A 21,559-nucleotide genomic window follows, 5' to 3' on the forward strand; every position below is an offset into this window, starting at 1 on the left:
AAAGCCTGCCATGATTATCTCCCGCTGCCCGTCTGGAGATTACCATGCCAGAGAGTTTCCACACAGCCTCAGCCCAAAGCGGCCGCCATGCCTGTTGACCAGTCAGGTCAGCCAGCACATCCAGGTCGGCGGTTTGCGGATCTTCTCCGCATGTGCAAGATCTCGAGGAGCCATTTAAGGAAGCTGACTTTCCAGCGTTCATTGAGTCCCGTTCTTTTCAGCACTGCCGAAAAACAGCAGTGAGCCCAAAATGGACCTGTTCGCTTTCGAAAGAAAAGGTCCGGTATGGCGGCATACCTAACCTTCTCCGCCTTGACGAACAAAATAGAAGTTGACCCCGGAAGCGACCATTCGGGTGAGCACGAGACCCCTCTTGCTACAACATGTTGCTTGACAGTTTTTAGCGTGTTGACTCCTTTATTTCTGAAAACGACACTTGGAGTTCAGTCTATCCCAGCATTTTTTCCAATAGTCATTTTTTGGTGCGGCTCCCCGACTATCCTTAGTGAGCCCTCAACATTTTCGCGTAATTCGTTATCCTTTATCCTTGCAGGCGTCGCTATTGACTCAATCCCCACAGTCTCGTTTTCTGATATTAAGTTGGATCGCAACACTACAGCACCAGCGTTCTCCAACCCAACTCCAACCCTATTCTTCATGATGCGGTTTTTCTCAAATAGGCCTGACCCCTCCTTAGCGACCAAAATTCCAGCCTCTTGGTTTCCTTCAATTATGTTACCTGTGCAAGTCGAATTCGCGCCTATTGAAGCGATGCCTGAGTATCCATTTTGCCGTATATGGTTCTCCATCACTATTGCTTTCCCATCATTCAGGCAGTATATCCCATGCTCTCTGTTGCCAAATATGCGGTTCCCCGATACCGTCGGACGTGAGGTCCTCGAAATTATTAACCCGGATAGCCGATTTCCGTGTATATCATTATTTTTTATTTCCCCCTTGGCACCGTTAAAACAATGGACCCCAGCGTCGTCATTCTGAAAAATTCGATTGTTCCGAACTTCCGGATTTCCGCCATCGCAAACGATGAAACCTGCAAGTCGGTTTTGCCGAACCTCATTTGAAACAACTACTGGCTTGGCTTCGTCGTAGATCCGGATGCCAGCTTCACCATTCAGAAAAAGCGAATTTTCCTCTACCCTTTGGCGAGATCCACCACAGACATCCATTCCTGCCATTTGGTTGCCATACACCGCATTGCTTTCAACTTGAATCTGTCCCGTTGAGGCGAGGTACAATCCGTTCGTTTTGTTGTCAAAAAAGTCATTGGAAACAATGTCAGCACTAGAAGAGTCCACAACATGTATACCGGCAAATTCACTATTTGAGACTTTGCTTCCTCGAACCATGCATTTCGATTGTCCTGATAGCCGAATCCCTTGCTGGTTGTCATCAATGATACAATCACTAAGGCTACAACTATCACCACCAGTGATTTGAATTCCCGAGAGATCGTTTCCCGACAGATGCGTTGCTCGTACTGGGCTTTCTGCCGGATCTTCAAGTAGAATTCCGCACTGGCCGTTAGAGCTGAATTTGCAATCTGAAACAGAAATTGAGCCGCCGGATACAGCTTTTAGACCGTGAAATTGACAGTCCCAAACAGCCACGTGTTCCAGAGTAGCAATGGCATTCGCGCTAACCGAAACTCCAATTCTTGCAGCAAATCGTACTTCGGAGTGGAGAACGCTCAACGATGTGTTGCCAGATACTTCAATACCTACGTCACTCTTTGAGGAAACTGAGCAATTTTCTATAGTTGCTATACCACATGATACCAGTAATGCCGGTCCGATACCCCTCTCATTTCTTAGAAATGACATGTTCGAAATACTGACTCTTTTAGAATCTACAACTAAGGCCGGGAACTCGCCGCTCTCAACTCGGATTTCCTGCCGGTTGCCTTCTCCTGAAATATCAAGGTCCTTGGATATCACCAAATGTTCGACATAGAGACCAGGTCTTACTATGATTTGGTCGCCGAGTGAGGCCATGCTTATCGCTTGTCCAATTCGTCGGCAATCTCCATCTTCCGATTGATCAACAGTAAATGTATTCCTCCCGTTTTTCGGTTCGTTTAAGTTCTCGTCCTCTTGAACATCAGATGGATCAAAGGTACCCAGTTTTGATGAAAATTTCGAGTCAAGAAACTTGACCAGCAACTGATGGCTTGGATGGTTGATGCCATCCGGTTTCGCCACGGAGAAGTGATCGGTTCCTCTCAGTAATATTGGAGCGCCAAAGTACCTACCGGCAGATTCATCGGTTACCACTAGACGCTTCGACGGGAGCCACTTTCGATGGAACACAAAGTGGTTCTCATATGCTTCGACCCCGGCGATGTTGGGGATCTTGCCATCATTCAATACGTCCTTGAACCGGGCATCAAGGTCTCTGAGACTCCAATTGCCCCACTGCAACTGTTGTCCTAACCGGTGCTTATAGAATTTGGCGAGGACGGAAAGCTTGTCTGCGAGGTCAGAACCGTATGATGGGGAAGCTAGCAGTACCAGGCCAACATTCTTTTCAGCAAAGCGTTCGTAGTTTTTCTCGAGAAGATAACGCACGACAATTCCGCCTGTGCTATGACAGACAAACACGATATTTTTTTGTCATAACAGGGGGGCGCTGACGGGTATCTTTTGTCGTTAGGGCCGAAAGCAGTTCATCCGCACAGTTCCGGATTTCATAGGGTCCGGCGTCTACCCCTGTGTAGTATCCTCCAAGATAGATACAGGTATCCGAAATACGGGGATCACCAAGTACAAGTTCAGGCCAATAAGTCCGTTTAGCTGCGTCTTCAGAGTCTTGGTGGAGCCAACAACCACGGCTATCAGAAAAAATTCCATGAACGAAGACGAGAACGGTCTCCGAGTCGTCGAAGAAATACCACAAGTTGTTCTGCCCAGGCCCGGGAACACCGGGATGATGAAACAGAGGTGCTCGTCCTTTTGAGCTCATCGCAAAACTCCAAATCATGAGTCGACGAACCATGCACCTTAGTCGATACTCACATGTCTGGATGGGAATTCTGAAGGCTAGATGGCACGTATGCAATCCCGGATGGGAGTTTAGTTAAGAACAGAACTTCCTTTTGGTTCCCTAGGTCATGTTGACAAATGGCGCAGCCATAGGCGGATAGACGTAATATCGACGAAGCCAAGGAAACTCTCGGCTGTCTTGTCGTAGCGGGTTGCGACCCTGCGGGCGTTCTTGAGCTTGTTGAAGCATCGTTCGACCAGGTTTCTAAGCCGGTACAAGGAACGATCCAAACCGACGCGTTTCTTGCGGGACCGGCGCATGGGGATCACGGGGCGAACGCCACGGTCATTCATAGACTTACGAATGCCGTCAGCGTCATAGCCGCGGCCGGCCAGCAATATCTTAGGCTGGGGCAGATTTTCTGCCATGAACAGGTCAAAGCCCAGATAGTCGGACGTTTGCCCTGGCGTGATTTCGGTTCTCATGGGCAGACCATGCGCGTTGACGAGGAGGTGGATCTTGGTCGTGAAGCCACCTCTAGAACGGCCGAAGCCCTGTCGCGGAGTCCCCCTTTTGCACCCGCTGCCTGATGATAGGCCCGGATCACGGTGCTGTCGATCATTTGCAGAGCGTCTGGCACGGCCCCGCTTTCGTTCAGGGCCTCCATGATCTCCTCCCATAGCCCCGCGAGCGTCCAGCGCCGGAACTGGCGGTAGACGCTCGACCACTTGCCAAACTCTTCCGGCAGATCGCGCCATGGCGCGCCGGTCCGGGCAATCCAGAATATCCCGTCAAGAACAAGGCGATGATTGGTAGGTTTGCGGCCATTCGGGGCGCGGGCAGAATGGATGAAACGCTCAAAGAACGCCCATTCTTCGTTCGTCATTAGGTCTCGTGCCAAGCTAGTCTCCATCGCAGATACCAGCTTGAAGCACGTACAGCGCTGCCTGTGAATCCCTTTTGTCAACACGACCTAGCACGTAGGGAAGATTAGCGGCAGCGAAGTAATGGCCACGCACGCAGCCATCAAATCGCGCAGCGGGTGGCCAAAACCGGGTCACAGGTCTCAACAGTGGTTTTGCGTAGACCACGCCGCTGAGGAGACCGGCTATGACCGCTTTTGATACTATCGTCTCGTCCTTATTTATTGGTCGCCATCGACATTTCCAAACACCGCCACGAAGTGCTGATTGGCGCTCCTGGCAAAAGCGAAGGCGTCGCAAGACCATCACCAATACCCTGGGCGATTTTCAACGTTTCGTGGCTACTCTTTCTGGCTACGGCCTGCCGGTTCGGATCGGTTTCGAAGCAACCGGAAACTATCACCGGACATTGGCACATCATCTCGGCCAGGCGGGGTTCGAACTTAAGCTCCTGTCCTCCGTGGGCTTGGCCCGGACGCGCAAGGCCCTGCATAACAGCTGGGAAAAGAACGACCCGAAGGACGCTCAGATTATTCTTCACATGCTGGAAATCGGGGCCGTGCAGTTCGTCCATGATCCAGTTGCATCGGGCACCGCCGATATTCAGGAATTGTCGAAAACCCATGAGATCGTTTCGAGCTCGAAGACCGAGCTCTGGCACCGCATACCGACTCATTACCTGCCTCTGTATTTTCCCGAAGCCGAGCGGATTCACAGAAGCTCCCGGACAGATTGGTTCCTGGCGTTTCTCGAGGAGTACCGGTCCCCTCACATGATCTCGATCATGAGGCGGCAGGCTTTCAGGGCCGATGCTTGGCAAGTCGTTGACCGCAAGGTTGCCAAAGGACGATTACTTTCAGATATTTATACGACTTCCGCGGGTTCAGTCGGGCTTCCTGTCAGGCTGGATTCAGACGCCGTGCGTATGTTCCGCCTTGTTCACGCCGAAGACCGCAGCCTGATCCGGGAGCACGATGAGATTGAGGCCAGATCCGTCGAGCTCCTGTCAGGTCGACCTGACTTTCAGCTGCTGACAATCACCCCCGGCATCGGCCCGATCAATGCCATGACATCCTGGCTGGAGCAGGTGATTTGCGCCGCTTCCGGCATCACCACCAGTTTCCTAAGTTCTGCGGCATGGATCTCGCCACCGTGCAACCCGGGATGTTTCGCGGACAAAATAAGATCTCCAAGTTTGGCAATGCCCGGCTCCGGCGCTCGCTCTAGATGGCGGGCCAGACGGCCGCGTTGAAGAAGACGAGCTGCTGCCGCGACAAGTTCGAGCGATACATCTCCAAGGGCCGGCACAATGCCCATCTACGCCGCAAGGCCTATACCGTGATTGCTGCCAAGATTGCACCGTATCCGGACACCCTGCGAGGGCATCAGCATGGCGTGGCTCCGAGCGCATGCACGATCTCTGCTTTCCGAATTGGGGACGATCCGGATCACCTCTTCTGACGCGGCGATATCCGGGTCTGGCGCCGCTGGGACATCGCAAACCACCAACGGCGCGAAGAACGGTTCGTCCAGCTCCGCCGCTGGCAACACCAGCTTCCCATGCTCTGCCAGTCGGCGCCAGGCCGCCAGCTGGTTCGCTAAGCCCCCATACCACACGGCCACGACTTTCACCGTCGCGCCCGGTTTGAGCGTGTCCGCCACTGCCCGAGCTTTGACGTCATCGGGCCACCGCCGGCGCCGCGAAGCGTAGATCTCAACAACCAACGATTTGAGAAACGAATTTGTAGCGCACATTGCGAAACGCACTCTCCACTGTGAGATGTCCAAGATCTCGCAGCAGGGAGTAAACTCTACAACGTGAGGCTAGGACAGTGCTTACGTCGATGCCCACTTTAGTGAAGCAGTATTGCAGTATCGAAGATCCCTTTGATTTTTCAATATGGACCGGAAGCCCCCATCAAGTGGAAGCCGGCGTCCACGGTTTCTAGCGGATGTAGGTCACTCGTCACCCCGGCCGCATTGGAGATGGAGGCTAGCGCCTAGCTGGGGCGAAGCTGGCCGCTTTTTTGCCATGAGTACAGAGCAGTTAGGCGATAAGGTTGCTACTCGACCGCCACCTCAGTCCGTTAGGTTTGTGGTAACCTGTTGCATCCGAGCGCATGCGCAACCGATCTCTCCCAAGCGCTCCTCAGTCGACAGGGTCCTCGGAAGAGTCATGCACGATCCGGAAATCTGCCCAGACCATCTGCGGCTCATTTGAAATCACCTCTAGCAAGGGCGCAGAAAATGGGCGTGAAAAAGGATATCCCATTTCACGCGCATCAGGATAGCGATCCGTCGCGCCACAGAAGCTCATGGAGCCGCAGGACGTGTCTTGTTCGACCAGATCGACCATTGTGTCTGTCACCACGACCGCCAGTGTGTAGGCCGCCCCATCTCCCGCAGCCCCACGCGGCACCAGCAGCGTATAGGGCCAGCCGCAATCGCAGATCGCGCCCGGGGTTACGCCGGGTGGGCTTGGGGGTATTGGATCAGCCGGGTCTTCGGCGGGTTTGTTGATGACCGAGGAGGCCGCATCTGCTTGGAAGAGAACATTCACGCCGGGAGTCAGCCGTCGGACAAACTTGTCCATCTCAATCCAGCATCTTGGATCATGACGACGCCCGGTGGGGCAGAGGAAGACACGGAAAGTGCAGGTAACGTCTTCGTCCGCGGAGTTGGTAACCCGCATTACATAGCCGAAGGGTTCGTGTGTCATATAGTGGATCGTTTTCATCCCGCCCGGCACAGCTAGCCCCTCTTGCGGCGCTGGGATCTCCATCTCGCGGGTTTTGAACTGGGTCTGGAGCGTCCGTCCCAACTGCAAGCCGAGACCCAAATCGAGAGTCCCGTCGCCAAGATTTGCTTCTACGTCCAGGGTGGCAAGAGCCGCTTCCAACGCGTCGCGGTCGAGTCCGTCATGGTCATCTGGCATGCGGATCACGCCGAGATCTGTCGCGCCGTTGGCAAAGCTCACGGGCGGGCGGTCTTCATAGGTGAAGGGTGCTTGGCCCGCTTGAAATCCCGCCGCCAGATCATCGACCAGCTTGTGCCACCGCCAAAAGGCGGGGTCTCGGATGGCGGTTTCAGTGGAACTCATGACGCCCCCATTGGGCCCAGACAGATCAGAGATAACCCCGTGGCCGGTGTTGTGCAGATTGCCCAATTGAGCCAGATCCACGGACGCCGTTTGGCGTGGATCGGTCGCCTCGATGGCGCGGCCAAGGGTTTCGATAGTCAGCGGCGTCAGCGCGCCGGTGACCGCGTCGGGCACGCCGTTTTCAATCGCGTCTTCCAGCCCCAGTACCCAGGACTTCAGCGTTGTGCGACCATTTTCTCCCATCGTCGTGTTGGCAGGGCGGCCGCTAAACCCGGTTGCCATAGCCACCTCGTCAGGGGGGTGATAGCCCACGTCAATCTTACCGGTGTCAAGCTCCTGCGCCTCCACAGGGCCTAGCCCCACCGCGAGGCGTTCGGCGTCGTAGCGGGCGAGCATTTGCTGATGCATGTAGATGAAGAGCTCTCCATGCCGGTCGTTGAGGACAAAGAGCGCGCGCAATTCCGCACCTGTAAGGCTAGCATTAAATACCCGCCCGTCGCCGTCTGCCGCTATGAACTTATTGACCACCGTCTGCCAGCCTGCAGGACCAAGTACGGCCTGGGCGTTGGCTTGGTCGAATATCCCTTGGTTGGGATAGACCTGATGCCAATGTTCGTGATGTTCGTTGGCCAGCGCATCTTCGCGCCAGTAATCCATCGCCACTTCAGCATGGGGGGAGATGGTCCCGCGGGTTCTGAGGTTGCTGGGCGAGAAGCGCGACGGGGCGCTGTGCACAGCGCGCGGTTGTGACAAGAGTCGACCCAGCGGGTTGTGTGTGACAAAGACCGATAGCGCATGGCGCACCGATTCCGGGTCCACCCGTCGCATCTGGCGGTCGGCAAATCCCAAAGCAGCCCGCAGCTTTTGGGGTTCCGATCCATCCGAAGCGTCCATCGATAGATGCAGACCCATTTGCAGCCACATGCTTTCAGCTTTGTTGACCTCGTCAAATTGCGAAAAGCGACGCGTCGTGGGGTGTCGTGCGGCCGCAGAGCGAGCAAATGCTGCAGGAGTACGCATGCGCGCAAAAAGGCGATCCGCTTCGTCCCGTATGTCGGCGAGATCTCCGGCCAGGGCGGTCGCGGGCAAGCGCCCGGAAGGAGTCGCCCCTATTTGCAGCAAGTCCAGCGCATCGGGCCGACCATAGCCGTAATAGGGCGAGTGTCCGTCTGTATCGTAATTCCCGCCCAAAGGATCTATAACCCGGCAGGATTGGCGCAACCGGTCTTTGACCTCTGTCCAATTTAGGTCTGGCTCGCGTTCCAACAAGAGCGCGACCAGACCGGCCACGCCGGGTGTTGCGCTTGAGGTGCCACCGAAGGTCGAGGTGTAGTTGCCTAATTCATCGCCTTGCGGTGTTGGCTCCCAGCTGAACTGTCGCCCGGGGTTGTAGCCCGCATCGTTGGAGCGGTCGGTCGTCCAGATGCCATCGGTGAGCGGTTCGGGGTGGCCGAAGGGCGCGTGGCCCACATCCCCACTGGGAAAGGCGCACCAGATACAACTCCCGAAATCACTATAAACGCTGCGTTTTCCCGTGTCGTTACAAGCGGAAACGGCGACCACCATTGAGCTGCTTGCATAGCCGTCGAGATCAGCGCTTTCATTCCCGTTGCCCGCGGCCCAAAGGATCACGCACCCCTTTCCTCCGCGGCCATGCTCGACGGCATATTGCAGCGCTAGCATGGTACTATAGGGCAGATCGTAGGGGGCCGTGTGAGTGGGATCGGCAGGGTTCCACCATTCCCCGTCGGGCGGACCCCAACTGCAGGAGATGATGTCCGCGCCATTGCTGACAGCGTGATAGAGTGCCTCGGCCTCTTCCATCGAACCTAAATTGGACGACAGACGAATTGGCATCAGCTTGGCGTCCGGCGCCACACCACTCGCCCCGTCAACACCATCGGCGCAGGCAACGCCCGCGCAGGCAGTGCCGTGATCATCAAAGACGTCCCATTGGGCATAAGGATCTTTCGGCCGAGGATCATTAGTTCCCAGACTCGCATCGCGCGGCGCGACGATCTTACCCTCAGAAGCGAATTCAACGTGATCAATGTCTACGCCATCATCAATGACGGCGATAGTGACGCCCGCGCCTGTGGCATAGGGCCACGCGGCCACAACATTGGCATGAGCGTCTACAACCTGGCCGTTTACGATGCTACGCTTAAGATGCCATTGGCGATCATGTGCGCCGCGAAATTTGCGCTCGCGGATCAGCTCAGGATGGCTGGCCTCCACATCGCCATGCGCCGCCAAACGGTTGGCAATCTCAAAAACCTCAAGCCCGCGGCCGTTAGCCCCGACAAAATAGGCGTTTTGGGCAAAGGGCAGGGTGCGTTTGATGGTTAGCCCTTCGGCTTCCAGCAGCGCCTCACAGGCCGCAGCGTTCAGGGAGTCGTTGAATTTCACGAAGAGGTTTTCGGTGTAGAGCACTGGCTCTTTGGTGATGGGATCGCGCAGCGCACGGCCTGCAAACTGAAAATTTTTGAGACGAGATAGGGCTTTGCGCGCCCCGTCGCGAAGCTCAAGTGCGCGATTCTGTTCCTCTGATTTGACCTGCAACACTGTTACGCCGATATCCGGCAAGCTCATCCTTTGGGTGAAACGACTCAGTGTCTTGCGCGCAGTTTTGGTTGTGATGACTTCATCCAGAAGACCCGGCTTAAGGGTCCGCAACGCAATCATATCGTCACTGACTTCAAGTTCCCGTGTGGCTTTACCCCTGCCGCCATAGCTGTAGGTGAAACGCTCCATCAAGCAGCCCCCCAAATTTCTTGAGCAACGGTTAATGGTGGCGTCTGCTGGGGCATGCTGTCAAGCATAAGGCGATTTCGATGTCCGTGGCACCCGTTTTTCGGGTTTGACAGGTTGCTGAAATAGTCAGGCCAGCGGAACGTTGTTTTCCCCGATTGGATAGGTTCCCTTATCAAGCTTTTGGATCGGGTGGCTAGAAGCAGACTGGTCTTGACCTGTGAAACTGGTCCAGACTTCATACGACCATTCGAGCTTCCTTCAGTTGGATCGAGAATTCGCTGGGTGAGGGCGATTGACCAAGCTGACCGACTCGACCTACGATGAAGGCATGACTTATGCCTTCCACACGCTGCAACGAATATCCGCCTGATCTGAACTTCAGACAGCGGAAGCGGCGTAGTGCGGGACGGGCCTTATACCCCCAGTAGCTCCAGATCAGAGTGTACCCCCGGGTGCAAATCCCGGCGTTTCCACCAAGATTCATTGGAGGGAAGAGGTATGTCACGAGACGAATTGAGAAGCGCGACCGCTCGAGAGCTCTTGCAGGAGATCAGTTCCCGTTTGAGGGAAACACACTCAGATCCCGGCGGCTTCATCTGGTCAAGATTGTTCCCGGACATTCAGCATGAGCCGTCCAACCAGGAGCATCGCAAGCTGGTGGAAGCAGCGTCAGATTGGCTCGAAGCTGAGCTGTCTCTACATCATCGCTCGTTGAATGCGGATCGCCCATTTGGTATCTCTGATGCGACCTCCATGCTGCGTGCCCGCGTGAATTACATCGAAAAATCAATGGCTCATCCAAAGCGTGGACACTCTGGGAGTGGGCGTAATGACGGCTGAAGAGCGTGTAATCATCAAGATGCTCGTGGCATGGTCCGAAAGCTCTAAGTACGCTCAAAATTGGCTGATAAAGAAGCACCAGGCATTCAACGGCAGACGGCCGATTGACCTCTGTAACAGTGGTGAAGTGTTCCGTGTCGCTCGTTACATTCGTGACTTAAATAGCGAAGATTGGAAGATGTGAACAGAACCGCTGCTATGGGCTAGGATGGGTTCGATTCCCAAGAGGCAACCAGACCAGGCCGACAAGCGTTCCCATGCAAGGTAAGGTACGGCCTCAACCGGCAGTGCCGTGCTTGGCGTAGACGAGGTTGCCTCCAGCATCGAGGCCAACTCCGCGGCCGAGTGATTGGCGTCGGCCAAAGAAGTCCTCTTCAGCTTCCGTCGGATGCCCCATCTCTTCGGTGAATGTATCCAGCCACGCATCTTCCTCATCATCATGCGGTCGAGTGGAGGCATGATCGTCTTCGAGCACGGCGGTGATGCGGACGTAGTCGAAACTGCCGGAGCGCTCGATGGCCCGGCCAATTTTCAGCCAGTGGGTAATCTGACCAGCCAATGAGCGACCACTCAGTTGTGCTTCACGGCGGACCAAGGCCATGATGTCATCGGCAAGTTTTACGGACTGAACCATGTTCGCCTCCTGAACTGATAAATGGGTATCGACATGCCGTCTTAGAGTCAAAGTCTGGACGTCGCCCCGCGGGTGGCACGGCTGGGCTGGCGAGGCTGGTCTGCCGTTAGGTAGCACCAGCTTGGAAGATCTTACTCAGACAACTGCTTGGTGCACCGAGGTAGCAGCTGATTTGAGCCCACAGAAGAAGTACCAAATTTTCGCTGCGCACGCTCGCGGCACGACAGCCCGCAGCATGGCAGAAGGAGGCGCGGGCGTTCAGGCACGGTGCGGGAATGTTTCTATGGGCAACACCCGAGGAGCGGGACGAAACGGCCACTACCAAGTGCAGCCTTCAGGTATCAGCCCGCCGCATTTTTGATGCACGCAAATAGGTCATCAGCAAAAGCAGACAACAGACGCGACATGCGGGCGTCCTTCCGAGTGACCAGGAAGAATGACGTATTGAACGACGTCTCTTCCGGCAGCAAGAGGCGCATCTTGCCCGCCTGCACCCAGCGCTCTGCGTAATGGCGTGGCAGGAAACCGATATAATGGCCACTGAGAATGAAAACCGCCAGCGCCTCCATGTTGGAGGCATTGGCCGCCACATTGGGCTTTGAAAACGGCCGCAGCTCCATCAGTTGGCCGAAGCGGCGGGCGACAAAGGCGTGGCATTCGGCATCCGCCAGCTTCGGTTCCGGCATGTCGAACAGCGGGTGATCAACACTGCAGTAGAGCGACTGCATCTCCTCATAAACAGGTTCATAAGTCAGGCTTTCCACCTGCTGTCCGGTAGAGGTTAAGGCCATGTTGAGATCGCCGCTCAGCAACGCAGCCTCCAGCTCTCGGGGCGTGCCGACGCGCAGGTCGAATTCCACACTGCGGGCCCGGTTCACGAAACTGCGCACGGCGCGGTAGAGCGGCAGGCCCGGATCCGAGATCGTGTTGTCGATCATGCCGAATTTCAGATGTCCGGTGATCTGGTTGCGCATCTCGCCCAGCTCGTCCGACAGTTCGTCGATCAGATGCGAGATCTTGCGGGCCTGGGCATATACCTGCGCGCCTTTCTCCGTCACCGAAAACCCGCTGCGGCCCCTTTCGCACAGCCGGAAGCCCAGCCGTTCCTCCAGACCGGCAATATGTGCGCTGACCGAAGATTGGCTGATATTGAGCGAATGCTGTGCACCGGTGAAGCCGCCGCTTTCCACAACCACGCGGAAGACGTTCAGGCTGTTAATATCACTGCTACTGACGCGCATACTCCCGCCCTTCCCTTCATATCAGAATTTCCGGAGTGAACTTCATTAACTTGGGATATGTCAATATTTCTGGCGCGCATAGAACTGAGGCAGACTCATGCCGGACCCGGAAAACCGGGGCGGCTTTCCAGCAGCAGGGAGATATTTATGCGTACTGGAGCACTGACTTTCAAATCCATCCTCGGCGCCGCAGCGTTGGCCCTTACCCTTGCGCCCGGAGCGCAGGCGGACCTTCTGTCCGACATCAAGGAGCGCGGCGAGTTCGTGGCTGGCACCGAAAGCCGCTTCCCGCCGTTTGAATTTGTCGAAGACGGCAAGATCGTCGGCTATTCCGCCGATATCATGACAGAGATCATGAAGGACCTGCCGGGTGTTGATTTCAGGCGCCTGGACCTGCCGTGGCAGGGTATCCTCTCCGGTCTGGAAGCCGGCAAGTTCGACTACGTGGTGACCTCGGTGACGATTACCGCTGAACGCTGGGACCGCTACAACATGTCCCGCCCCATCGCCGACGCCACCATGGCGGTGATGAAGCTGAAACGTACCGACGGAATTGAATCCCCGGAAAAAATCGCAGGCCTTGCGGTCGGCACCCAGGCGGGCACTGTGCATCAGGCGACGCTGGAGGAATACTCCAAGACGCTGGACACGCCGATCACCATCAAGACCTACGTGGACTATAACGAGGCCTATGCCGACCTTGCGGCGGGCCGCATTCAAGCGGTGGCCAACAGCCTGCCGAACCTGCTGGAAGCGCAGCGCGCGCGGCCCGAGCTGTTCCAGGTGGTCGACGGCACAATTGGCCCCAAAAGCTATTACGGCTGGGTGGCCCGAAAGGACGCAGACAGCGCCTCGCTGGCGGAGTTCATAAACGCAGGCCTCGAAAAACTTCAGATGAACGGCAAGCTGGCCGAGCTGCAGACCAAATGGTTCGGCGCCCCGATGTCGCTGCCAGAAGGCGCGCCGCAGCGCCCCGAGCACTGATCGCCTAGGGCCCTAGGACTCCAAGATAATGAACTCCCTCCTGTCCATCTTTAGCGACCATTGGGATGACCTCCTGAGGGGGGCGGCCTATACCGCCTCCCTTTCTCTGGTCTCCATAGTGCTGGGGATCTTTGTCGGCCTGACCCTGTGTTTCGGGCTGATCTCGGTAAATCCGGTGATCCGGATCGCCTCGAAAATCTACCGCAGCGTCTGGCGCGGCACGCCGCTTCTGATCCAGCTGCTGATCATCTTCTATTTCCTGCCGATGGTGGGTATCGACGTGCCCCCCCTGGGCGCAGCCGTCATTGCGCTGACCATGAACACCGCCGCTTTCCAGGCCGAGATCTACCGTGGCGGGCTGACGGCCATCCCTCGGGGCCAGGTGGAGGCCGCGCGGATGCTGGGCATTTCCACCTTCACCATCCGCAAGAACATTCTGGTACCCCAGATGTTCCGCCTGGTGCTGCCCTCGCTGGTCAATGAAACCATCTCGATCCTAAAAAACTCCTCGCTGATCTCAGTGATCGCGGTGACCGAGCTGTTGCGCACCAGCCAGCAGGTGGTCGCCACCACCTACCGCCCGTTCGAAGTTTATTTCCTGGCGATGCTGATGTTTCTGATCATGACCGTCAGCCTGGCTGCCTTGGGCCGCTATTTCGAACGCCACCTCGGCAAGAGCGAAAGGAAGCTGGCCCATGCAGTTTGAATTCGACCTTGTGCTGAAATACCTGCCACTCTTGCTGCAGGGGGCGATGACCACGCTGTTCATCTGCGGTCTGGCGTCCGTCCTTGCCATGGGACTGGGCCTGCTTGCCGCCCTTGGGCTCCTGTCCCGCTGGGCCGTGCTGCGCGCTGCCTGCCGGATCTATGTGGAGGTGATGCGCGGCACGCCGATCCTGATTCTTCTGTTCCTGATGTACTACGGCGGGCCGTCCATCGGCCTCACGTTCTCGGCCGAGGTGGTCGGCGTAGGCGGGTTGGGAATTTACGCGGGTGGATACTTCGCCGAGATCTTCCGCTCCGGCTTCCAGTCGATTCCGCACGGGCAGATCGAAGCGGCCCGGATGCTGGGCATCGGCCGCGCCATGGTCATTCTGCGCATCCGCATTCCGCAAATGCTGATGCTGATCGTGCCGCCGCTGACCAACCAGCTGGTGCTGCTGGTGAAGGAATCGGCCGTGCTGTCGATCATCACCGTGGCCGAACTGACCAAGAACACCACCCAAATGGTCAACGAGACCTTTGCCACCATGGAACCCTATCTGACCGCCGCCGCGATCTACTGGATCCTGATCGAAGGCATTGCCGCCGCCGGCGCCTGGGTTGAAAAGAAGGTGAAACACTGATGTTTGAACAACCTGTTACAGCCACTCCCGCGGTTTCCGTCAAGGGGCTGCACAAGCGGTTTGGCCAGCTGGAGGTGCTGAAGGGCATCGACCTGGAGGTCAGCTCGTCGGAAGTGATCTGCATCATAGGCCCCTCTGGATCGGGCAAGAGCACGCTTCTGCGCTCTATGGCCTTCCTTGAGGTCTATGACGAAGGCGAAGTGCTGATCGAGGGCCGGCTTCTGGGCTACAAGGACGGCCCGGAAGGGCGAAAACCTGCTTCTCCAAAAGAAACCGACGCGGTGCGCGATTGCGTCGGGATGGTGTTCCAGCAGTTCAATCTCTGGCCGCATATGACGGCGCTTGGCAATGTTTCCGAAGCACTGCGCGTGGTCCAGAAGATGAGCAAGGCCGAGGCCGAAAAGATCGCGCTGGAGAACCTCGCCAAGGTCGGCATGGAGGCCAAGGCGCAGAACTACCCCAGCCAACTGTCCGGCGGCCAGCAGCAGCGCGTCGCCATTGCCCGCGCCACCGCCAAGGCGCCGCGCATCATGTTCTTTGACGAACCGACCTCGGCCCTGGACCCGGAACTGGTTGGCGAGGTTCTGACCGTGATGCAGCAGCTCGCCAAGGACGGCATGACCATGGTGATCGTGACGCATGAGATGGGCTTCGCTGCCCGTGTCGCCGACCGGGTGGTGTTCATGGACCAGGGTGTGGTGGTCGAGCACGGCCCCCCGGCGGAACTGTTCGAGAACCCGCAGAGCGCACGCCTGAAGCAGTTTCTGGAAACCTGGAACGAACGCTCCGGCGGCTGACGCCCGCCGGTCTGACCAAAACATGCCCCGGAAGAGGGCGGATAACTATCGGAGTTGAAATGAGCACTAAAGAGATGTCCTTCCAGCCGGTTTCGGCGATGGAAGTGCCGCGGTTTGCGTCCATCCCCACGTTTATGCGGCTGCCGCATGTGGAACTGAGCAACGAGGCAATTTCGCAAGTGGACATTGGCCTTGTCGGCGTGCCCTGGGACGGTGGCACCACCAACCGCCCAGGCGCGCGCCACGGCCCGCGCCAGCTGCGCGACTATTCCACTATGATCCGCGCCATGCACCCGGTATCCAAGATAAAGCCTTTCGAAGCCGCGAACTGCGCCGATCTGGGCGACTGTCCAGTGAACCCGGCCGACACCATGGACACGCTCCAGCGGGTGACGGATTACTTTCACCAGGTGAAGGCCAAGGGCGTGGTGCCGCTGACGGCGGGCGGCGATCACATGATCTCGCTTCCCGTGCTGCGCGGGCTGGCCTCAGTCGGGCCGGTGGGGATGATCCATTTCGACGCCCACACGGATCTGTTCGACGAGTATTTCAACGGCTGCAAATACACCCACGGCACCCCCTTCCGCCGCGCCATCGAGGAAGGCCTGCTGGACCCCAAGCGGATGATCCAGATCGGCATCCGCGGCACCCGCGGCGGCGATGACGTGGAATGGGGCATCGAGCAGGGCATCCGTATCGTCACCATCGAGGAGTTCCACGACGTCGGCCTGGATCACATCATGGAAGAGGCACGTGGCATTGTCGGCCAGGAGCCGGCCTACGTGACCTTCGACATCGACTGCATCGATCCCGCCTTTGCACCCGGCACTGGCACACCGGAAATCGGCGGTTTCACCACGTTTGAAGCCCAGAGAATGGTCCGCAAGCTGCAGGGCCTGAACCTGATCGGCGCGGACCTTGTCGAAGTGTCGCCGCCATTTGACCCGGAGGGGGGAACCGCATGGGTTGGCGTGTCAATCATGTTTGAGTTGCTCTGTGTGCTTGCAGGCCAGGCGGCTCAAGGGAAATGACAAATGGCGAGCCGGTGCCGTTGACTGCGGGAGATTGCTGAATGCAATGGCACTGGCTTGTAGTTGTCGCAAACATGGGATGAAGGAATCGGCGCCGTCTCCCGGGGCGAGAGTTCGCCTAGCTGGCGCCGTCAGCCCGACCAGAAAAACCATCTTTGGATAGGTAATTTTAACGCGGGCATGCAGATTCAACCTGCCCAATTTCGGTGAGGACATGCAAAGGAAGAAGTGCTTTATGATCGCTATGTAATATGTGCAGACCGGGCCTACCTGATAACGGTGGCGCTACTTATGAACTCGATGCAAACTCCAAGCTAACCATAGAAGCAGCCGTTACAGCCCCAGTTTTGATCGGGTTGCCATAACATTGGAATGGAACTTGTAACCTTCTTTCATCCCGGAATATTCTTTAATTCCAGAGTGTTTGCCAGCCAGCGGCCACCATTCTGTGTCATTCGGCCAGCTACGCCAAACTGTTCCCCAGCGGTCGACAACATGAGAAATACACGTTTGATCGCCAAGGCTTTTTCCTGCCCGGCTGCCGTTGGGCCAGTACCAGGACAGCTGATGGCACATACGGCCTTGGGCGTCGACTTCCCATTGCCCGGCGCCGAGGCTGTCACTGTTGTCGCCGCACCAAGCACGGGCTTGCTGGTTGGGCGAGTAGTAGATACCGCCATTGCACCCTTCGGCCCAGATATCAGTTTTCCCAGCATAGATACTCGCTACAAGTTGTGGGGGCGCAGGCTTTGCGCTGTGGGGCTTTGGGTCCGCAAGAACAAGAGATGGAATGGTGCCCAAAAGTACGGCGGCCATCAGTTTTACAGCAGTCTTCATGTGAACCCCACTAAGCGCACGAGCCCAATCTTGGATATTCATTCGGGCGAAACTTCCTTGGGATTAAGGTGATAGAGCGCTTCCAGAGAGAAACAACAACCTTTTTGTAGAATCTGAAGCAAACCTCGCGCGACCAGCCGGATTTCTCATTTAATTCTTGCAAGTGGCCGCCATTGTTTCTGTATTGTCAACAAATCTTGACGGTGCGACGCCGGCCTCCTGTAAGAACTGGTGTTACCAGTCTCCAAGTTTTTACGACCGATTTCCGCGCAAACGTTTGTTATGCTGCTGGTGTCAACAGTGCCTCACAAATCTATGGAATTGTCGCTTGAATTTAGTGTTCAAAGCGGAATTTCGGTTAAAATTCGAGGAAATTTTGACAAGCTCTGCCTCAATGGGGACATTGTAGGCCATGTAGCCTGATCTGCTTGTCATGCGTGGAACTTTGTGGGGACGGGCACCGCGCAATCTAGACAGCAGTGTTGGCCTGCAAAGGGGTCGGGGGACCGTGGCTGACAGTAGTGTTGATTTTTGCTTTGCGGGTTTGTGCCTCGCAGCTTTCGAAGAGCAGTACGGCTGCGTTCGGAGGGGGGGCGTTTGACGCGGTTTTCCTTTCACCAGGACAGGCTTGAAACCGTTTCGTCATCCGGCAGGGTCTTTGCCGATCCCAAAAGGATCCGCGTTCGCCGGGTAAGGGCTGTTCTTGTTGCCTTGGTAACGGCTGTCATTTGCTGGGCTGTGCTGTTTCTTGACGGCTCTTTCTCTTTGCAGTCTGCACTGCGGGAGCTGAATCCATTCTACGATCAAAAGCATGGTCATGCTTCTTTTAATGTGGAGGGTTCCAGTTATCATGACCAAGTTCATTTGGCTTCGGCTTTATCGGTGCCGAAATCAGAAATCCTCTGTGAAGATAGGCGCAGGCAGCCCCTGTTTTCGGCTATGGCGAACACAGCAGTTCCCAAGGTTTTTGGCCATGTGCCTGTGTCATCTGAAGAAGCATTCTTGTCGCTGGATGATAGTTGCGGCCAGATTAGCGTGATCGTGCCTGAATGGATCAGCATCGTCGAGAAAGGAGGCCGACCTGCAGTCTCCGTTATCAGCAAGGATACCCGGATTGCTGTTGAAGAGTACATCGCCAGGACGGCTTTGCGTCCGCAGCTTCTGCCGGTCATTTTGCTCGGTGAGGCAAGGCAGAAAGAGGTCTTTCTCGATAGCCTCGCAGATGCAGAGCGAGTGGCGGCGCTGACCGAAGAGATGGCCGCCGAAGTGACGGCATTGAATGCCCAAGGTGCATGCCTGGACTTCACCGGATTGAAGCCAGACGCATTCCGTCGCCTCAAGCCGCTGATGTCGAGCTTTTCAAAAGCGTTCCGTTCCCGAGGGCTGAAAGCCTGTACTATCCTTGCGGGCCAGCAGCCCCACTGGAAGGAAGAGGATCTGAGTGATCTGTTTGACCAGATTATCCTGAAGCTCTTTCAGCAGCCTTGGGTGGAGTCCGTGCCAGGCCCGCTTGCACCTTTCAACTGGACAGCAGACTTGTCCGCTGAGGCAGTCCAGGCTGTCGGAGCAGACAAGCTGGTTGTTGCGCTCGGCAATTTCTCCGTTGAGTGGACCTCTGGTGTATCAAAGCCTGAGGTCCTTTCTTACTCGGAGGCTATGCAGAGAATAAGCTCCTCCGGAGGAAAATTGAGATTCAGCGCCAAAGCCCACAATAGCTTTAGCCGCTACCGTGACGCCCAAGGGCGTCAGCGCAAGATCTGGATGCTGGATGCCGCGTCAGCTCACAACCAACTTGTCCGCCTAAAGGAACTTGGCATTGCCAACGTTGCCGTGTGGTCTCTTGGGCAAGAGGATCCCGGGATCTGGAAAGTCCTGCAGCATCAAGATGCTTCCAAAGAAGTTCTAGGGGCAGAACTTCGTGTCGTAGAGCTCAACAACTTTGTAGATTACAAGGGGCAGGGCGCGTTTATCCGCATAGACCAGCGCGCATCTGCAGGAGCCCGTCAACTTTTTTTCGAGGCGGGGACGGGCTTGGTCAGCAACCAGACCTATAGCCTTTTGCCCAAACCATACTCGATAGAGCTGTACGGCAAACCGGACAGGCGCAAGGTTGTTCTGACCTTTGATGACGGTCCGCATGAGAAATACACCAAGGAAATCCTGGATATTCTGCAGGAAGAGAATGTTCCGGGGTCTTTCTTTGTTGTCGGCACCAGTGTCATGAACTCTCCCGACCTGGTTGGCCGGATGGTTGACGAAGGGCACGAGGTTGGTGCGCACAGCTTCTCTCACCCCAGAATGGACCAGATATCCAATACACGTGTTGATCTGGAATTTTCACTTCTAGACAAGATCATGGCTGGGACCGCCGGCCGGAAGACTATGCTTTACCGCGAACCCTTCCAGCGCAGCGGCGGCCCGATCAGTGCAGAGCGGGTGGCCTCGCTGGAGGCGGCAGAAGCCCGGGGGTTCGCCATTGCCGGTATGGAAATTGTTCCCAAGGACTGGGAAGGTTGGGACAGTGGGAAAATCGCAAGTTATGTAATTGATCAGGTGGAAGAGGGGAGCGGCAATGTCATTCTCTTGCATGACGGCGGCCAGAACCGAGCAGCCACGGTAGACGCAGTCCGACCGATTATCCGTTCGTTGCGGGCAAAAGGTTATGAGTTCACGACACTCGCGGACCTTCTTGGCACAAGCCGGGCTGCGTTGATGCCGGTTGCCGAGGGTGGATCTCCGGTCTTTGACAGGGTTTCCTTTTCCATTGTCTGGATGGCGCAACAAGCTGTCGTCGTTGTTTTCTGGACTGTGCTCGCAATTGGTTTAGTCCGGTCAGCCGGCATTCTGATCCTGGCGCTTCTGAACCGCCGTGAAAGATTTACCCCCCTGCAAAGGCAGCCGAAGGTTGCGGTGATTATCCCTGCCCACAACGAGGCAAAGGTGATCTCCCAGAGCATCGAAAGCGTGCGCGCCAGCGGCTACAAGAACATAGAAGTCGTCGTGGTGGACGACGGCTCCACTGATGACACATTGATTGAGGTTCTCAAGTTTGGCCACAAGAGCGAAGTCCGCCTCATCTCACAGCCAAACCAAGGGAAGTGGAGTGCGCTTAACAGGGCCATTTTGAGCACCGATGCCGAGTTTGTCGTCTGCATTGATGCGGATACGCAAATTTGCAGAAACGCAATTACACACCTTGTCAGGCACTTTGCGGACCCGAATACCGGAGCAGTGGCAGGTAAAATCATCGCAGGCAACCGCGTAAACCTGCTGACCCGGCTTCAGGCCTTTGAGTATGCAACGTCCCAGAACGTCGAAAGGAAAGCTTTTGATTTGATCAACGGCATTTTGGTGGTTCCGGGAGCCATCGGGGCGTGGCGGGTTGAGGCTTTGAAGAAAGCGGGGTTGTTCAGCGAAGAAACTCTGACCGAAGATACTGACCTGACGATCCAAGTGAACCGGGCAGGGTATAATATAGTCTTTGAGCCAAAGGCTAAGGCGTACACCGAAGTGCCGGAAAAAGTGGGACAGCTTCTGAAACAGAGGCTCCGCTGGTCCTTTGGAATGTTCCAAAGCGCCTGGAAGCATAAACGGGCGATCATTGAGAGGCGTTCGGTTGGACTGGTATCAATTTCCGACATGTTTGTGTTTGGCTATGTTTTCCCGCTGTTGGCCCCTATCGCAGATCTGTTTGTGATATTGATGCTGTACAAGCTGATAGCCGGCGGCTGGGCCGGCGAAGTTGGAAGTTCCCAGCACTCGCAGTCGGCGCAGTACCTGTGGGCCTACCTTGCACTCCCAGCATTGGAGCTATTGATTGCTGCTGTTGCAATTACGTCCGATGAAGATGAAAGCAAATGGTCCTTGCTGCTGTTCCCGCTTCAGCGCCTCGTCTACCGCCCGCTCATGTATTTTTCGGTGATACGCTCGGTCTTGCGTGCCGTAACTGGACGTTTGGCCAGCTGGGGAAGCGTAAAGCGCCAGGGACGAGACTACGGTTTGGTGGTCGGTAACACATGAGACGCAGAGTATTTCTGAAATCGGCTGCGGCTGGGTTGGCTCTGTTCCCACG

At 56.2% G+C, this 21,559-nt stretch carries 15 protein-coding genes and 1 pseudogene; 9 read left to right on the top strand and 7 right to left on the bottom strand.

The window, feature by feature from the left end; all coding sequences use genetic code 11:
* Positions 1 to 443: 443 nt before the first annotated feature.
* Both ACFMBG_RS13365 and ACFMBG_RS13370 read right to left on the bottom strand, forming a co-directional pair.
* Complete coding sequence (locus ACFMBG_RS13365; RefSeq protein ID WP_421055194.1) at positions 444 to 2,585, bottom strand: right-handed parallel beta-helix repeat-containing protein; 2,142 nt, start codon at positions 2,583 to 2,585, stop codon at positions 444 to 446.
* A 540-nt stretch (positions 2,586 to 3,125) separates the two neighbouring features.
* Positions 3,126 to 3,913 (bottom strand): IS5 family transposase gene (locus ACFMBG_RS13370; RefSeq protein WP_421055195.1). Its coding sequence is split into 2 segments (ribosomal slippage): positions 3,126 to 3,577 and positions 3,577 to 3,913, totalling 789 coding nucleotides; the frame shifts between segments, so codons are not numbered across the junction.
* A gap of 207 nt (positions 3,914 to 4,120) precedes the next feature.
* Between ACFMBG_RS13370 and ACFMBG_RS13375 the strand changes: the two are divergent.
* A pseudogene (locus tag ACFMBG_RS13375) lies at positions 4,121 to 5,282 on the top strand (IS110 family RNA-guided transposase); the annotation flags it as partial.
* Here the strand turns inward: ACFMBG_RS13375 and ACFMBG_RS13380 are convergent.
* Complete coding sequence (locus ACFMBG_RS13380; protein WP_421055252.1) at positions 5,241 to 5,678, bottom strand: transposase; 438 nt, start codon at positions 5,676 to 5,678, stop codon at positions 5,241 to 5,243. The pseudogene ACFMBG_RS13375 and the gene ACFMBG_RS13380 overlap by 42 nt on opposite strands.
* 394 nt (positions 5,679 to 6,072) lie before the next feature.
* A complete protein-coding gene (locus tag ACFMBG_RS13385; RefSeq protein WP_421055196.1) occupies positions 6,073 to 9,777 on the bottom strand; it encodes a S8 family serine peptidase in 3,705 nt (1,234 codons plus the stop codon).
* Between the two features lie 498 nt (positions 9,778 to 10,275).
* Between ACFMBG_RS13385 and ACFMBG_RS13390 the strand changes: the two genes are divergently transcribed.
* Together ACFMBG_RS13390 and ACFMBG_RS13395 are read left to right on the top strand one after the other, a co-directional pair.
* A complete protein-coding gene (locus ACFMBG_RS13390) occupies positions 10,276 to 10,617 on the top strand; it encodes a hypothetical protein (RefSeq protein WP_421055197.1) in 342 nt (113 codons plus the stop codon).
* Positions 10,607 to 10,801 (top strand): antitoxin Xre/MbcA/ParS toxin-binding domain-containing protein, encoded by a 195-nt coding sequence (locus ACFMBG_RS13395; protein WP_421055198.1) that lies wholly within the window; start codon positions 10,607 to 10,609, stop codon positions 10,799 to 10,801. Before ACFMBG_RS13390 ends, ACFMBG_RS13395 begins: the two co-directional genes overlap by 11 nt.
* Positions 10,802 to 10,894: 93 nt before the next feature.
* On the opposite strand, the gene ACFMBG_RS13400 is transcribed toward ACFMBG_RS13395, so the two are convergent.
* Both ACFMBG_RS13400 and ACFMBG_RS13405 read right to left on the bottom strand, forming a co-directional pair.
* Positions 10,895 to 11,251, bottom strand: a complete 357-nt coding sequence (locus tag ACFMBG_RS13400; RefSeq protein WP_421055199.1) for a TA system antitoxin ParD family protein — start codon at positions 11,249 to 11,251, stop codon at positions 10,895 to 10,897.
* 341 nt (positions 11,252 to 11,592) lie between these two features.
* Positions 11,593 to 12,492: a LysR family transcriptional regulator gene (locus tag ACFMBG_RS13405; protein WP_421055200.1), complete on the bottom strand. Its 900-nt coding sequence runs from the start codon at positions 12,490 to 12,492 to the stop codon at positions 11,593 to 11,595.
* A gap of 147 nt (positions 12,493 to 12,639) precedes the next feature.
* Here ACFMBG_RS13405 and ACFMBG_RS13410 point away from each other — a divergent pair, with 147 nt between their 5' ends.
* Genes ACFMBG_RS13410 through speB form a run of 5 tightly spaced genes read left to right on the top strand, consistent with a single transcriptional unit; the run spans position 12,640 to position 16,650 of the window.
* Positions 12,640 to 13,476, top strand: a complete 837-nt coding sequence (locus ACFMBG_RS13410; RefSeq protein ID WP_421055201.1) for a transporter substrate-binding domain-containing protein — start codon at positions 12,640 to 12,642, stop codon at positions 13,474 to 13,476.
* Positions 13,477 to 13,504: 28 nt separating this feature from the next.
* Entirely contained in the window at positions 13,505 to 14,182 is a 678-nt protein-coding gene (locus ACFMBG_RS13415; protein ID WP_421055202.1) for an amino acid ABC transporter permease, read from the top strand.
* Entirely contained in the window at positions 14,172 to 14,822 is a 651-nt protein-coding gene (locus ACFMBG_RS13420) for an amino acid ABC transporter permease (RefSeq protein ID WP_421055203.1), read from the top strand. The genes ACFMBG_RS13415 and ACFMBG_RS13420 overlap by 11 nt, the downstream gene beginning before the upstream one ends.
* Positions 14,822 to 15,619 (top strand): amino acid ABC transporter ATP-binding protein, encoded by a 798-nt coding sequence (locus ACFMBG_RS13425; RefSeq protein ID WP_421055204.1) that lies wholly within the window; start codon positions 14,822 to 14,824, stop codon positions 15,617 to 15,619. Before ACFMBG_RS13420 ends, ACFMBG_RS13425 begins: the two co-directional genes overlap by 1 nt.
* Positions 15,620 to 15,678: 59 nt before the next feature.
* Positions 15,679 to 16,650: an agmatinase gene (gene speB, locus ACFMBG_RS13430; RefSeq protein ID WP_421055205.1), complete on the top strand. Its 972-nt coding sequence runs from the start codon at positions 15,679 to 15,681 to the stop codon at positions 16,648 to 16,650.
* 333 nt (positions 16,651 to 16,983) lie between these two features.
* On the opposite strand, the gene ACFMBG_RS13435 is transcribed toward speB, so the two are convergent.
* Complete coding sequence (locus ACFMBG_RS13435) at positions 16,984 to 17,529, bottom strand: DUF995 domain-containing protein (RefSeq protein WP_421055206.1); 546 nt, start codon at positions 17,527 to 17,529, stop codon at positions 16,984 to 16,986.
* Between the two features lie 555 nt (positions 17,530 to 18,084).
* Between ACFMBG_RS13435 and ACFMBG_RS13440 the strand changes: the two genes are divergently transcribed.
* Positions 18,085 to 21,507: a trifunctional glycoside hydrolase family 18/polysaccharide deacetylase/glycosyltransferase family 2 protein gene (locus tag ACFMBG_RS13440; protein WP_421055207.1), complete on the top strand. Its 3,423-nt coding sequence runs from the start codon at positions 18,085 to 18,087 to the stop codon at positions 21,505 to 21,507.
* Positions 21,508 to 21,559 lie beyond the last annotated feature (52 nt).

The sequence above is a fragment of the Leisingera coralii genome (assembly GCF_049056525.1).
Taxonomy (GTDB): domain Bacteria; phylum Pseudomonadota; class Alphaproteobacteria; order Rhodobacterales; family Rhodobacteraceae; genus Leisingera; species Leisingera coralii.